Below are 13,098 nucleotides of genomic sequence, written 5' to 3'. Positions count from 1 at the left end.
CCGCGAGCTCGGTCGTTCACGGCCGAGAAGCCGACCCTTCCCACACGTCCTCGTTGTAGCGTTCGGCGACGCGCAGCTCCTCCAGCCAGGCCTCGCTCGCGGCCCGGCCGGCGCCGGTGCGCTCGCCGTGGACGCGGGCCAGTGCCGCCCGCACCGCCGGGGCCATGCGGCCGCCATCGCCGCAGACGTAGACGCGGCCGCCGTCCTCCAGCACGCGCCACACCTCGTCCGCCTCGCGCAGGAGCCGGTCCTGCACGTAGCGCAGGCCGTTCTCCGGAGCCTCGCTGAACGTCGGGCGCAGGCTGACCACGCCCGCCGCCTCGGCCTCCTCCAGCTCCGCGCGGTGCAGGTAGTCGATGTCCGGGGCGTCGCAGCCGAAGTAGCACAGCAGCGTGCCGCGGGCGCGGCGGTGCAGGCGCTCCATGACGACGGCGCGGAACGGGGCCAGGCCGGTGCCCGCGCTGACCAGGATCGCCGGGGTGCGCTCGTCGGCCAGGCCGTGGAAGGCGGCCGGGCCCGGCACCACCCGCGCCTGCACGGCGGCGCCCGGCTCGACCTCGGACAGGTGACTGGAGGCGACGCCGTGGAACCATCCGGCGCCGGTCCGGTTCGGGCCGCTCAGCTGCGAGACCATCAGGTCCACCGCGTCGGGGCGGGCCAGCGGGGAGGTGGAGATCGAGTAGTTGCGCGGGCGCAGGGCCGGCATGAGCTCCAGGAAGACCTCGAACGGCAGCTCGCACGCCGGATACTCCTCCAGCAGAGCCAGGACCGTCGTCTGGGCCGGGTCCGCGGCTTCCAGGCCGGCCCTGGTGTGGGGGCAGCGGGTGTGGGCGGCCAGCGTGCGCACCTGGTGGGCGGTGGCCGGGCGCTGCAGCTCCAGGAAGCCGGACAGGAGTTCGCGCACGGTCACCGGGGTGTCGAGGGGAAGCTGGGTGCGGGTACGGCGGGCCTGGCGCAGCCGTACGAGCTGGGCGGGGTCGAGGCCGAAGCGGGCGGCGGCGCGCTCGACCAGGTGCGGCGGGTTCTCCGGCAGGACGGCGAGGTGGTCGCCGGTGCGGTAGGTGACGCCCCGCGGCAGTTCCAGGCGGAGGTGGCGTTTCTGGCGGCCGTCCGGGTGGGTGAGCGGCTCGGCGAGCAGCACGCGCATGGGGCGCACGCCGTGGTGCTCGGCGCGCTCCTCGGCGGGCGACCTGATCACGGACTCCAGGCGGAACGCGGGCCCGTCCGGCGAGGCCTTTTCCGAGCCGTCCAGGGCTTGCCACAGGTTGGCGGTCCAGGCGTCGACGGCGCCTTCCAGGTCGCCGGAGGCGTCCACCACGCCCCGCTCGGCCAGGCGGCTCGCACCCGTCTCGGCCAGCCGTTCGTCGATCAGCTTGGGGACGCGCTGGAACGTGGCCGCCCAGTTGCGGTCGCCCACCCCCAGCACCGCGTACGGCGTGCCGGGCACCGTGTCCACCGCGGCCAGCCAGTCCATGAACCGGGTCGCGTCGTCGGTCGGGCGGCCGTTGTAGGAGGCGGCCACGATGACGACCGGGGTGTCGGCCAGCGTGCCCGCGGCCTCGTCCAGGGAGGAGACCTTGGCGGCGAAGCCGCGTTCCTCCGCCTCGGCGGCCAGGTCGTGGGCGATGGCCAAGCAGGTGCCCATGTTGGAGCCGTACAGGATGGAGAGCGCCGAGCCCGGCGCGGCCCTCTTCACCTGCGGCTCCGGCTCCGCCGCCTCGGCCACGGGGCGGGTACGGCGGTCGGCGGCCGTGCGGGGCTCGACCTGGAGCGTGAAGCCGTCGGGCTTCAGTGTGAGGGTCTCCTTGACCTCCAGGTCGTAGTCCGCCTCGCCGGTCAGGTGGAAGCGGTGCGCCAGCAGTCCCAGCACCAGCGTCGCCTCGTGCAGCGCGAACTGCCTGCCGATGCAGGCCCGTTCACCGCTGCCGAACGCCTTGAACGCGTGCGGCGGCCGGGCGTCCTGTGCCTCGGGGGCGAAGCGGCCGGGGTCGAACAGCTCCACGTTCCTGCCCCAGGCGGGGTCGCGGTGCAACTGGGGTGTCAGCACGAACAGCGACTCGCCGGCCTTGATCTCGTACCGGCCGCCGATCACCGTGTCGGCCAGCGCCTCCACCGCGAACCCCGGGGCCGTCGGCCACAGCCGCAGGCTCTCCATCAGCACCTGGCGGGTGTAGCTCAGCCTGCCCACGTCGGCGTACGACGGGTCGGGCTCGGCCACGTCGCCCCACAGCGTGTCCACCTCCTCCTGGACCCTGGCCAGCACGGCCGGGTTCCTGGCCAGGTAGTACAGGGCGAAGGAGAGCGCGCCCGAGGTGGTCTCGTGCCCGGCGATCAGGAACGTGATCACCTGATAGCGGATGTTGAGGTCGTCGAGCGGCTCGCCGGTCTCAGGGTCGGTGCTGTGGAGCATGCGGCCGAGCAGGTCGCCGGTGCTCTGGTCGCCCGACTCCCTGCGCAGCCTGATCACCTCGTCGACGAGTTCTTCCATGGCGCGCACGTCCTCGTGGAAGCGCCGGGTGCGCTTGCGGTAGAGGACGTCGAGGCCGGGGATGAAGGCGCCCTTGGCCTGGGCGTACTTCAGCGCGCCGACGAGCGAGCCGATGAACGGGTGCGGCTCCGCGCTCTCGAAGGAGGCGAAGTCGTAGCCGAACCCGCACAGGCCGATGGTGTCGAGCGTCAGGCGGGTCATGTCCGCGCTCACCTGTACCGGCTCCTGCCCGGCCCGCGACCAGGAGTCCACCAGCTTCCTGGCGACGCCGAGCATGGTCGCGTGGTAGCCGCGCATGGCGGAGACGGAGAAGGCGGGCAGCAGGATGTCGTGCGCCTTGCGCCAGTTGGGCTCGTCGCCGTAGGCGGTGAACAGCCCGTCGCCCGCCAGGGGCCGCAGGTTGACCAGGTCGGGGTGGACGTTCTTGCGGAAGCGGGTCTCGTCGCAGAGTTCGGTGACGAGGTCGAGGCCGGTGACGATCACGGACTCCTCCCCGAAGGCGCCCAGCTTGAAGATCGGGCCCCAGGTGCCGGCCAGCTCGCACAGGTAGGCGACCTGCCGGTCCACCGGCACGCTCAGGGCATGACCGACGATCGGCAGGGCGGGCGGCGACGGAATCTCGGCTGTGGACACGCGAACGTTCCCTTCTGCTGGTGTACGCCTTCGCCGCCAGGCTAGCACGAGACTTTGTCACTCGACTAAGTCGATCGAACAGCACCCGCTTCTGCGTGTCCGGGGGTGTCGGGGCCGTTGGGACATCGGAACTTCGCGCAGGTCACAGCCGATAGGGTGCGGGCATGGCTCATGTTCCCGCCGCCGAGCGGCGCCCGCAGATCGTGGAGGCGGCGATCGGGCTCATGGCCCGCGAAGGCGTCGCGGCCGGGAGCACCAGGGCCATCGCCGCCGAAGCGGGCGTCGCGCAGGCGATGGTGCACTACACCTTCGGCTCCAAGCAGGAGCTCTACCGGTCGGTGCTGGAAGACCTCGGCAGATCCCTGGTCACCCGGGTCCAGGCGGCCATGCCCACCGACGCCGGCTTCGGCGAGACGGTCTCGGCGCTGGTCAACGAGCTGTGGCGGACGGTCACCGAGGAGCGCGAGCGCTACCGGCTGCTGGTGGAGCTGATCATGCTGTCCCTGCGCGACCCGGTGTTGCGCCAGGTGGCCTCCGAGTTCACCCACGACCTCGACGCCACCGCGGCGCGCCTGCTCGCCGACGCCGCCACGCGCGCCGGGCAGGATCTCGCGCTGCCCGCCGAGGAGATCGCCCGCTTCTTCCTCAGCGGGTTCGACGGGATCGTGACCCGGTACCTGACCGACGACTACGACCTCGCCGCCTGCGAATCGACCCTGCGCCTCATGCTCGACACCACCCTCGCGCTCGCCGTACCGGATGCTCGCCCTGGGCCGGACGCTCGGCTTGGATCGGACGCTCGCCTCGGGACGGAGGCTCGCCTTGAACGGTGAGATACGCACGCGCGTTTCCGCCTACGCCATCGTCACCTCGGCCGGGCGGCTGCTGCTGACCCGGCTGTCGGAGAGTTCCCCGATCTTCCCACCCGGCGCGTGGCACCTGCCGGGCGGCGGGATCGACCCCGGCGAGCAGCCCGAGCAGGCGCTGGCCCGCGAGCTGCGCGAGGAGACCGGCCTCGACCTCACCGGCGCGCGCCTGGTCGCCGCCAGGACGTACGCGGTGACCCGGCTCGGGGTGAGCTGGCACCTGACCGGCCTGTTCTACGCCGCCGAGGTCGCCCCGGGCTCTCCGGCGGTGACCGAGACGAACGGCACCACCGACGCGGTGACCTGGCTGCCGATCACGGACCTGGGTTCGGGTACGGCGCTTTCCCCCGCCGCGGCCGACGCCCTGCGCCTACTCGGTGAGGGCTACCAGCGGTTGTGAACCTGGGCGCGGATACGGCGGTCGTAGAGGTCTTCGACGGCGGCCAGCGTCTCGGGCGGCAGCGCGGGCAGGGCGGCGGCAGCGGCGTTGGCTCTGGCCTGGTCCACCGTGCTGGCGCCCGGGATCACCGTGGTCACCCCAGGCTGCTGGATCACCCAGCGCAGGGCCGTCTGCGCGGGGCTCGCCCCGGCCGGGGCGAGCGCGGCGAACTCGGCCGCCGCCTCCAGACCGGTCTCGTAGCCGACGCCGGAGAACGTCTCCCCCACGTCGAACGCCGCGCCGTGCCGGTTGTAGGCGCGATGATCGTCGGCGGCGAAGACGGTGTCGCGGCGGAAGCGCCCCGACAGCAGGCCTGACGCCAGCGGCACCCGGGCGATGATCGCGACCCCGGCCGCGTGCGCCGCCGGGAGCACACGTTCGAGCGGCTTACGGCGGAAGGCGTTGAGGATGATCTGCACGCAGGCGACACCCGGCCGGGCGATCGCGGCCAGCGCCTCGTCGCAGGTCTCGACGCTCACTCCGTAGGCGGCGATCCGGTCCTCCCGTACGAGCGTGTCGAGCGCGTCGTAGACCTCGCCGGTGTCGAACACCGGGGTCGGCGGACAATGCAGTTGCACCAGGTCGAGCCGGTCGACGCCGAGGTTGGCGCGCGAGCGGTCGGTCCACTCCACGAAGTTCTTCAGGGTGAACTCGGCCGGATCCTGCGGACCGCGACGGCCCATCTTGGTGGCGACCGTGAGGCCGTCGTGCTCGCGCAGGAACCGGCCGATGAGGCGTTCGCTGCGGCCGTCGCCGTACACGTCGGCGGTGTCGAGGAAGGTCACGCCCGCCGCGACGGCGGCGTCGAGGATGGCGAGCGCGTCGCGCTCGTCCACGGTCCCCCAGTCGGCGCCGAGTTGCCAGGTGCCGAGGCCGACGACCGAGGCGGATTGTCCTGTCCTGCCGAATGCTCGCTGCTCCACGGGCTCCACCCTAGAACGGGGCGCAGCCGGGCAGGACACCCGGCGCGACGGCCGTCCCGTGGCCGCGCCTTTCGGCGTCTCCCTTCGGGGCAACCGGGGCTCTCCACGACGTGCCTGCGACGGCGGGGTTCGCCCTGCCGTACGTCCGCGAGTGCCGTATTCTGCCGCCCATCCAGCGGCTGAGCGAGCGCTTCCGGGGCACCATCCGTGCGCGAGGCCGAACGCGTCCCCCGCGGGCTCGTCACACCCGCAGGCTCGTCCCCGTGGGCTCGTCCCCCGCGGGCTCGTCGCGCCCGCGGGGACGAGCGACGCCAGATCAGGAGCCGACATGCCGATCATGAACTGGGCGGGCAACGTCACCTTCGGCGCGGCCCGCGTCCACCGGCCGCAATCCCTCGACGAGCTGCGCCGCGTGGTAGCGGCAGCGCCGCGCGTACGGGCCCTGGGCAGCGGCCACTCCTTCAGCCTGGTCGCCGACACCGGCCACGACCTGGTCCGCCTGGACGGCCTGCCGCCCACGGTGGAGATCGACGCCGAGCGCTCGACCGCGACCGTCGCCGCCGGCCTGCGTTACGCCGAGGTCGCCGGGCACCTGCACCGCGCCGGATTCGCGCTGGCCAACATGGCCTCGCTCCCCCACATCTCGGTCGCCGGATCGTGCGCGACCGGCACCCACGGCTCCGGCGACGGCCTCCGCTGCCTGGCCGCCGCCGTCGTCGCCCTCCAGCTCGTCGGCCCCGACGGCGACCTGGTCGAACTGAGCCGCGAGCACGACCCCGACGTCTTCCCCGGAGCCGTCGTCGCGCTCGGCGTCGTCACCCGGCTGACGCTGGAGATCGAGCCCGCCTTCGACGTGGCGCAGCGGGTCCGGCTCGACGTGCCGCTTGAGGAGGTGTCCAAGCGTTTCGACGAGGTGTACGGCGCGGCCTACAGCGTCAGCGCGTTCACCGACTGGCGCGGCGGCAAGGCCGAGGTGTGGCTCAAGCACCGCCTCGACGAGGAGCGCTCCGGCGACGGCCGGCCGGAAGGCGACTCGGCGGAAAGGGGCAGGACGGAAGGCGGCAGGACGGGAGGCGGGTCAGCGGGAAGCGGCAGGGCGGAAGGCCGGGCGGGAAGCGGCAGGGCGGAAGGCCGGGCGGGGAGCGGCTGGGCGGGAGGCCGGGCCGCCGAGCGGCCGGTGCACCCGGTGCCCGGCATGCCGCCCGAGTCCTGCACGGAACAGCTCGGGGTGCCGGGCCCGTGGCACGAACGGCTGCCGCACTTCCGCCCCGAGTTCGTGCCCGGCGCGGGCGAGGAACTGCAGTCGGAGTACTACCTGCCCCGCGAGGCCGCGGGCAAGGCCTTCGAGGCGATCAGGGAGATCGGCCCGCTGGTGGCGCCCGTGCTGCACGTCTCGGAGGTGCGTACCGTCCGCGGCGACGACCTGTGGCTCAGCCCCGCCTACGGCCGCGACACCGTCACCCTGCACTTCACCTGGATCCGCGACGCGGCGGCGGTCATGCCCGCCCTGGCCGAGGTCGAGGAGCGGCTCATACCACTGGGCGCCCGCCCACACTGGGGCAAACTCACCACCACCAAACCCCGGCAGATCAGCGCGATGTACGAGCGGGCGCCCGAGTTCGGGCGGCTGGCCCGCGACCTGGACCCATCCGGCAAGTTCCGCAACCCCTACGTGGACGCCCTCTTCCCCGCCTAACCCCTCGTCGTCCCCGTCTCGGCCCTGACCCTGCGGACCTGCGTCGCGAGCAGGCGGCCGACCAGGTGAGCGTCGATGCCCGGCCCCATGTCGGCCAGCAGGTACGGGCGGCGATGCGGGTGACGAGGCGGCCAATGGCTATTGCCGGTCCTGCTGCTCGGGCGCGTAGATGTGGCGCCAGTGCTCCGCCGAGTTACGCAGGTCGTCGCTGACCCGAAAGAGGAACTGGCCCAGTTTGTCCAGGCGGGTTCCGGCGGGCGTGTCCACGCCGAGTGCCTGGGCGCTGTCGCGTGAGGCCTCGGCGATCAGGGTGTTGATCCGGACGCTGGCCAGCATGGCCTGGTACCACACGTCGTCGTCCATGACGTAGCGCTCGGCTCGGCCGCGGGGGTCGCGCTCGCGCTTGATGATCTCCATTTCCTCCAGGTAGGCGACCGCCTTGGAGATCGAGGCGGGGCTGACACTCAGTCGTCGCACGAGCTCGGCCGAAGTGAGGCTGCCGCCGTCGGTGGTGAACAGCGCGGCGAGCACTCTGGCCATCATCTGCGGCAGCCCGCTCTGCATCAGCAGCTCGGTGAGGTGCGTGGACACCCGCTCCACGACCCGGGGATCGCGGGCGCCGAGGTCGGCGGCCCTCGCCGACGCCGACCGGCCGGAGCCCTGGGGGCGGACGGGCTGCCTGCTGGCCCGGTGGGCCTGGTCGGGGTGGTACTCGTTCGGGCCGCCGTTGCGCATGACCTCGCGGGTGATGGTCGAGGTGGGCCGGTCGAGGGCACGGGCGATGGCGGCGTACGTCATTCCATCGCGCAGTCCCACGGCGATCTGACGGCGGTCCTGCTGGGTGAGCCTCTGTCCGGGCATCGGGCTCCTTGCTCAAGCGATCGGGAGTCAGCCTAGCGCAGTGCAAACGCTAGTTGCATTAACCGACAGCCCCTACGCAACAATCCTATGTTATTTACCTGCATATTTGCATCTAGATTCGCCGAATCGTGATTGACGAATTCGCGTATGCAACGTAATTTTCGAGATGTCGCAAAGACCCGCCGGGCAAGGACACGCCTGCGGTTCGCGGAGGGCTCCCGGGATGATGGCCGGATGTGACAGATAACTGTCGTTGCGGCCACTCTGCGCATTCGGTGACAATCAGGACATGTCCACCGCACACCGCGTTGTGATCGCGCTCTTCCCGAACGTCGACCTGCTCGACGTCACCGGCCCGGCCGAGGTGTTCGCCCTGGCCAACCGGGTCAGCGGCCGCGCCCTGTACGAGGTGCTGCTGGCCGGGCCCCAAGGCGGCCACGTCACCACGTCCGCCGGGGTGAGGCTGGTCGCCGACCTGTCGTTCGACGAGGTCGGCGACCGGGTGGACACCCTGCTGGTACCCGGCGCCGTGGACGTCACCCCAGAAGGCCCGCTCGCCCTGACGGACCCCGACGTGGTGGCATGGGTCCGGCGAACCGCTCCGATCGCCCGCCGCGTGGCATCGGTGTGCGTAGGCGCGCACATTCTGGCGGAGGCCGGACTGCTGGACGGCCTCTCGGCCACCACCCACTGGTCCACCGCCGCGCAACTGGCCGCCGACCACCCGAACATCACCGTCGACCCCGACCCGATCTTCGTACGGTCGAGCGGCCAGGTGTGGACGGGCGCGGGCATCAGCGCCTGCCTGGACCTGACCCTCGCGCTCGTCGCCGACGACCACGGCGAGGAGACCGCGCTGGCGGTGGCCCGCGAACTGGTCATGTACCTCAAACGGCAGGGCGGTCAGAGTCAGTTCAGCGTCCCGATGGCCCACGCCGCCACCGGCCGCCGCGACATCGACGACCTGCGCCTGTGGATCGCCGAACACCTGGCCGAGGAACTCACCGCCGTCGAAATGGCGGCCCGGATGGGGCTGAGCCAGCGCCAGTTCACCCGCGTGTTCCGGCAACGTACCGGCAGCACTCCCGGCGCCTACATCGAGGCCGCTCGCGTGGAGGCGGCACGGCGCCTCCTGGAAACCACCGACCTGCCCTTGCCCCAGGTGGCGGCCGACAGCGGCTTCGGTTCAGTGGAAACCCTGCACCGCGCCTTCCGCCGCCGCCTGGGCACCGGCCCCGGCTCCTACCGCCGCCGCTTCCGCACCGTGGCCTGACCCACCCACCTCACCTACCGACCTCGTCTGACGGCCCAAGCCCGCACCTCCTACGGCGTAAGCCTGCGCGAAATCCCGAGGCGCGTACCCGCAAGCCACCCAGAAATCCCGAGGCGCAAGCCTGCCAGACAACCCGAGAGGAACCCCACCATGAGCACCACCACTTCGCCCACCCTCCGCCAGGTCTCCGGCCTGCCCACCGACCCGGCCCGCCTGACCGACGCGACCCTGATCATGATCGACTACCAGAACACCTACAGCACCGGCGTCATGGCTCTCACCGCCGCCGACCAGGCCCTCACCGCAGGAGCCCGCCTGCTCGAACGCGCCCGTACCACCGGCACGAAGGTCATCCACATCATCAACGACGGCGGCCCCGACACCCCCTACGACATCCGGGCCGAGATCGGCGCCATCAACCCGCGCGTCGCACCGCGCGACGGTGAGCCGGTGGTGGTCAAGACGTTCCCCAACGCCTTCCACGAGACCGACCTCCAGCAGGTCCTGACCGGCCTGAACGCGGGCCCCGACCTCATCCTGGCGGGCTTCATGACCCACATGTGCGTCATGTTCACCGCGCAGGGAGCCTTCAACCTGGGCTACCGCCCCACGATCGTCGCCGACGCCTGCGCCACCCGCCCCCTCTCCGCCCCGGACAGCACGGTGGTGCCCGCCGCCACCCTGCACACCGCCGCCCTGACCACGATCGGCGATCTGTTCGGCGTGGTGGCCCCCAACGCCGACGCCCTCCCGATCTGACCTCCCCACCGAAGCGACAACGCCCGATCCTCCGGCCTGCGCGACCGGCCGGAGGATCGCTTCGAGGGCACCTGACGGGTGCGTTGAGCTTCCGTCGGCTGCGGGGGTCCGTTCACACAAAGGGGACCCGGCTACCCGGACAACCGCAGAGGTGGGCTGGCGCAAGCGGGGGGTCGGGCTCCGCCGGACGAAAACGCGCGGAGCGAAGCGAAACACCATTGTCCCGGGTGGGATCCAACTGGGCAACGGGCGGGCCCGAGCACCTTGCCCTCAGAACTTGCTGCGGAGCTCGTCCACTCGGGCTCGCCACACCTTGGCCTCGCTGTCCGTGAAGATGGCTTCCGCCCGTTCCAACCGGACCGCCGCCATCTCCGGCTCGTCGCGGGCCAGTGCCAGCTCCGCCAGCGCCAGCAGCGACTGTCCCTCGCACTGCTGGCTGCCTCCCAGGCACGCCGCCATCAGGGCATCGCCGAGCAACGGCCGCGCACCCGTCAGGTCGCCCTGTGCCAGGCGCACCCGTCCGATTCCCAGGAGCGCGAACGCCTCGCCGATGGAGTCGTTCATGCTGGTCGCCGTGTGCAGGGCGGCGTCGAACGACTCTTCGGCCGCTTCCAGCCGTCCGCGCGTGAGCAGCGCCTCACCCAGCCGGAACCGGACCTGCGCCTCGATCCGGCTGGACCCGGTACGCACGCAGATGGCCAGCGACTCCCGCAGGTACGGCTCCGCCTCCTCCGCCCGCCCCGACTCCAGGTGGATCTGGGCGATGTTGCGCAGCACGTGCGCTTCCCCGACGGGGTCGCCCACGGATCGGAGGTCTTCGAGCGCCTGCTCGTACCACTCCTGAGCCACCGTGTACTGCCCTTTGGTGCGTTCGATGAAGGCGAGGTGCCGCAGGACCAGCCCGCGCCCGTGCACGTCTCCGCTCGCCTCGAACCAGGCGCGGGCGGCTTCGAGGTTCTGTTGCGCCTCGGCGAGCCGCTGTTCGACGAGTTCCAGCCCGCTGAGCGAGTACCGGACGACGGCTTCGCCGCGTCTGTCGCCGGCCCGCCGTACCGCGCCCCAGGCCACTTCGTGTGTCTCCCGCCAGGCCTGCCGGTAGGAGCGGGTCTCGAAAAGCGTGACGGAGGTGACGGCCAGGTCCCAGCACAGCTCGTGAAGTCCGAGCCGGGCGGCCTGGTGCACGCTGGACACGAGGTTGGTGAGTTCGATCTGGAACCATTCGATGGGGTCGGCGATCAGGCTCTCCACCAGCTCTTCGGGCAGGGTCCACGGCTCGGTGCCGGAGTGCAGGATGGTGTAGTCGCCGCCGTACGCCTGCCGGTGGGCTCTGCTTGCCAGGTGGAGCCAGCATCGCAGCAGCCGGTGCAGCGCCTCTTCCTGTTCCTGCGCGGGAATCTCCCTGGCCAGCAGCTCACGTACATAGGTCCTGGTGAGGTCGTGCAGCCGGTACCGGACCTGCTGGTCGTCGCGGACCACCAGGTCGACGAGGCGCTCCTCGACGAGGGTTTCCAGGATGTCGGTGGCGGCGTAGGGGTCCATGTCGAGGAGTGGTCCGGCGATCCAGCCGCCGAAGTCGACCTCGTCCAGCGCCCCGAGCAGCAGCACCAGCCGGGCGGCGGGCGGGTCGAGCTCCTGGCAGGAGATGGAGATGGTCGCCCGGACGCTGGCGTCGCCGAGGATCAGCTCGTCGAGGCGGCGGCGTTCGTCGGCGAGCCTGCGTACCATCTGGTCGATCTGCCAGTGCTGGCGCATGGAGAGTTTGGCCGCGACGATGCCGAGGCCGAGGGGCAAGTGGCCGCAGGCTTCGGCGAGGCGTCTGGCGGCGGCGTGCTGGGTCATGACCCGGCCTTGGCCGATCACCTGGGAGAGCAGTTCGAGGCTGGTGGCCTCGTCGAAGATGTCGAGGTCGACGTGGTGGGCGCCGTGCAGGCCGATGACGGAGCGGCGGCTGGTGACGAGGAGGGCGCAGCGCGGCTCGGCGGGCACCAGCGGCAGGATCTGGCGGGCGCTGGCGGCGTCGTCGAGCACGACGAGGACCCGCCGGTTGGCCATGACGCTGCGGTACATGGTGCCGAGCTCGACGATGCCGCTCGGCAGCACGGACGGAGCGACGCCGAGGGAGCGCAGCAGGCGTTCGAGCACCTGCTCGGCGGGGACGGGGTGGCCGTCGGCGTCGCGCAGGTGGGCGTAGAGCTGTCCGTCGGGGAAGGCCTCGCGTGCTTTGTGTGCGGCATGTACGGCCAGCGCCGTCTTGCCCACCCCGCCGGGCCCGGTGACCATGACCACGGCGGCCCGGTGCAACTGCCGCGAGTTGACGAGATGGTCGCGCACGTCGGCGATGACCTCGTCGCGGCCGACGAAGTTGGACGGCCCGGCGGGCAGCTGGTGGGGCACGATCTTCGCGGGCTCGGCGACGGGCGCGGCGGCCAGGGCGGGGTCCTGCGACAGGATGGACTGTTCGAGCTGGCGCAGTTCCTCGCCGGGGCTCAGCCCGTGCTCCTCGACCAGCGTGTACTGCACGTTCCTGAGCACTTCGAGCGCCTCTACCTGCCGGTCGGCCCGGTAGAGGGCGAGGGCGAGCTGCATGTGCAGCTCTTCGCGCAGCGGGTGGACGGCGACGAGTTCCTTGAGCTCGCCGAGCAGCTCGTGGTGGCGTTGCAGGCGCAGTTCGAGGTCGATGCACTCCTGGAGTGCCACGAAGCGTTCCTCGTTGTGGCGGGTGGCGGCGGCCTGGACGCGGCGGCTGTTGATGCCCTCCAGCGCCTCGCCCCGCCACAGGGCCAGGCCGGAGCGGAACTCGCTGACCGCGCCTTCGAGATCTTGGGAGCGCGCGGCTTCGCGGCCGCGGGTGACGTGGCGGCGGAAGCGGGTGAGGTCGAGGCAGTCTTCGGGGACCCGGATGAGGTAGCCGGCGGAGTGGGTGACGATGACCTCGGCGTCGGTGTACTTGCCGAACCAGCCGCGTAGCTGGGAGATGCAGATCTGGACCTGGGCGTCGGCGGTCTTCGGGGGCTCCTCGCCGTAGAGCGCCTCGACCAGACGGCCGGTGGTGACCACGCGGCCGGGTTCGAGTAACAGCATCACCAGCACGGTCTGACGGCGGCGGCCCTCGATATTCACCTTGCTTCCGGCGAATACTTCGAGCGGCCCAAGCACCCGA

9 protein-coding genes are annotated in these 13,098 nt (G+C 71.7%); 5 read left to right on the top strand and 4 right to left on the bottom strand.

Features of this window, described 5'->3' with window-relative positions; translation table 11 throughout:
• Window positions 1-16: 16 nt before the first annotated feature.
• The gene (locus ACIBI5_RS31540) at window positions 17-3,121 is read right to left on the bottom strand and encodes a bifunctional cytochrome P450/NADPH--P450 reductase (protein ID WP_397252372.1); all 3,105 of its coding nucleotides are present in this window, start codon (window positions 3,119-3,121) and stop codon (window positions 17-19) included.
• Window positions 3,122-3,285: 164 nt separating this feature from the next.
• Between ACIBI5_RS31540 and ACIBI5_RS31535 the strand changes: the two genes are divergently transcribed.
• Together ACIBI5_RS31535 and ACIBI5_RS31530 are read left to right on the top strand one after the other, a co-directional pair.
• Window positions 3,286-3,954, top strand: a complete 669-nt coding sequence (locus ACIBI5_RS31535) for a TetR/AcrR family transcriptional regulator (RefSeq protein WP_397252371.1) — start codon at window positions 3,286-3,288, stop codon at window positions 3,952-3,954.
• Window positions 3,944-4,387 (top strand): NUDIX hydrolase, encoded by a 444-nt coding sequence (locus ACIBI5_RS31530; protein WP_397252370.1) that lies wholly within the window; start codon window positions 3,944-3,946, stop codon window positions 4,385-4,387. Before ACIBI5_RS31535 ends, ACIBI5_RS31530 begins: the two co-directional genes overlap by 11 nt.
• On the opposite strand, the gene ACIBI5_RS31525 is transcribed toward ACIBI5_RS31530, so the two are convergent.
• Window positions 4,372-5,349, bottom strand: coding sequence for an aldo/keto reductase (locus ACIBI5_RS31525; RefSeq protein WP_397252369.1), 978 nt, complete (start codon window positions 5,347-5,349; stop codon window positions 4,372-4,374). The genes ACIBI5_RS31530 and ACIBI5_RS31525 overlap by 16 nt on opposite strands.
• 328 nt (window positions 5,350-5,677) lie before the next feature.
• On the opposite strand from ACIBI5_RS31525, the gene ACIBI5_RS31520 reads away from it, so the two are divergent.
• The gene (locus tag ACIBI5_RS31520; protein ID WP_397252368.1) at window positions 5,678-7,045 is read left to right on the top strand and encodes a D-arabinono-1,4-lactone oxidase; all 1,368 of its coding nucleotides are present in this window, start codon (window positions 5,678-5,680) and stop codon (window positions 7,043-7,045) included.
• A 138-nt stretch (window positions 7,046-7,183) separates the two neighbouring features.
• On the opposite strand, the gene ACIBI5_RS31515 is transcribed toward ACIBI5_RS31520, so the two are convergent.
• Window positions 7,184-7,906 (bottom strand): helix-turn-helix domain-containing protein, encoded by a 723-nt coding sequence (locus ACIBI5_RS31515; RefSeq protein WP_397252367.1) that lies wholly within the window; start codon window positions 7,904-7,906, stop codon window positions 7,184-7,186.
• Window positions 7,907-8,195: 289 nt separating this feature from the next.
• Here ACIBI5_RS31515 and ACIBI5_RS31510 point away from each other — a divergent pair, with 289 nt between their 5' ends.
• Together ACIBI5_RS31510 and ACIBI5_RS31505 are read left to right on the top strand one after the other, a co-directional pair.
• Window positions 8,196-9,179: a GlxA family transcriptional regulator gene (locus tag ACIBI5_RS31510; RefSeq protein WP_397252366.1), complete on the top strand. Its 984-nt coding sequence runs from the start codon at window positions 8,196-8,198 to the stop codon at window positions 9,177-9,179.
• Between the two features lie 150 nt (window positions 9,180-9,329).
• Window positions 9,330-9,938: a cysteine hydrolase family protein gene (locus ACIBI5_RS31505; protein ID WP_397252365.1), complete on the top strand. Its 609-nt coding sequence runs from the start codon at window positions 9,330-9,332 to the stop codon at window positions 9,936-9,938.
• A gap of 270 nt (window positions 9,939-10,208) precedes the next feature.
• Here the strand turns inward: ACIBI5_RS31505 and ACIBI5_RS31500 are convergent, their stop codons facing one another.
• A complete protein-coding gene (locus tag ACIBI5_RS31500; protein ID WP_397252558.1) occupies window positions 10,209-13,022 on the bottom strand; it encodes a BTAD domain-containing putative transcriptional regulator in 2,814 nt (937 codons plus the stop codon).
• Window positions 13,023-13,098 lie beyond the last annotated feature (76 nt).

The organism is Nonomuraea sp. NPDC050540 (assembly GCF_044457485.1).
Classification (GTDB): Bacteria; Actinomycetota; Actinomycetes; order Streptosporangiales; family Streptosporangiaceae; genus Nonomuraea.
Note: the sequence above shows the minus strand (reverse complement) of the source record. Positions and strands in the feature narration are given on the sequence as shown.

Coding starts and splice junctions, on each gene's coding strand:
- ACIBI5_RS31535 (WP_397252371.1), top strand. CDS start 3,286: ATGGCTCATGTTCCCGCCGCCGAGCGGCGCCCGCAGATCGTGGAGGCG.
- ACIBI5_RS31520 (WP_397252368.1), top strand. CDS start 5,678: ATGCCGATCATGAACTGGGCGGGCAACGTCACCTTCGGCGCGGCCCGC.
- ACIBI5_RS31515 (WP_397252367.1), bottom strand. CDS start 7,906: ATGCCCGGACAGAGGCTCACCCAGCAGGACCGCCGTCAGATCGCCGTG.
- ACIBI5_RS31510 (WP_397252366.1), top strand. CDS start 8,196: ATGTCCACCGCACACCGCGTTGTGATCGCGCTCTTCCCGAACGTCGAC.
- ACIBI5_RS31505 (WP_397252365.1), top strand. CDS start 9,330: ATGAGCACCACCACTTCGCCCACCCTCCGCCAGGTCTCCGGCCTGCCC.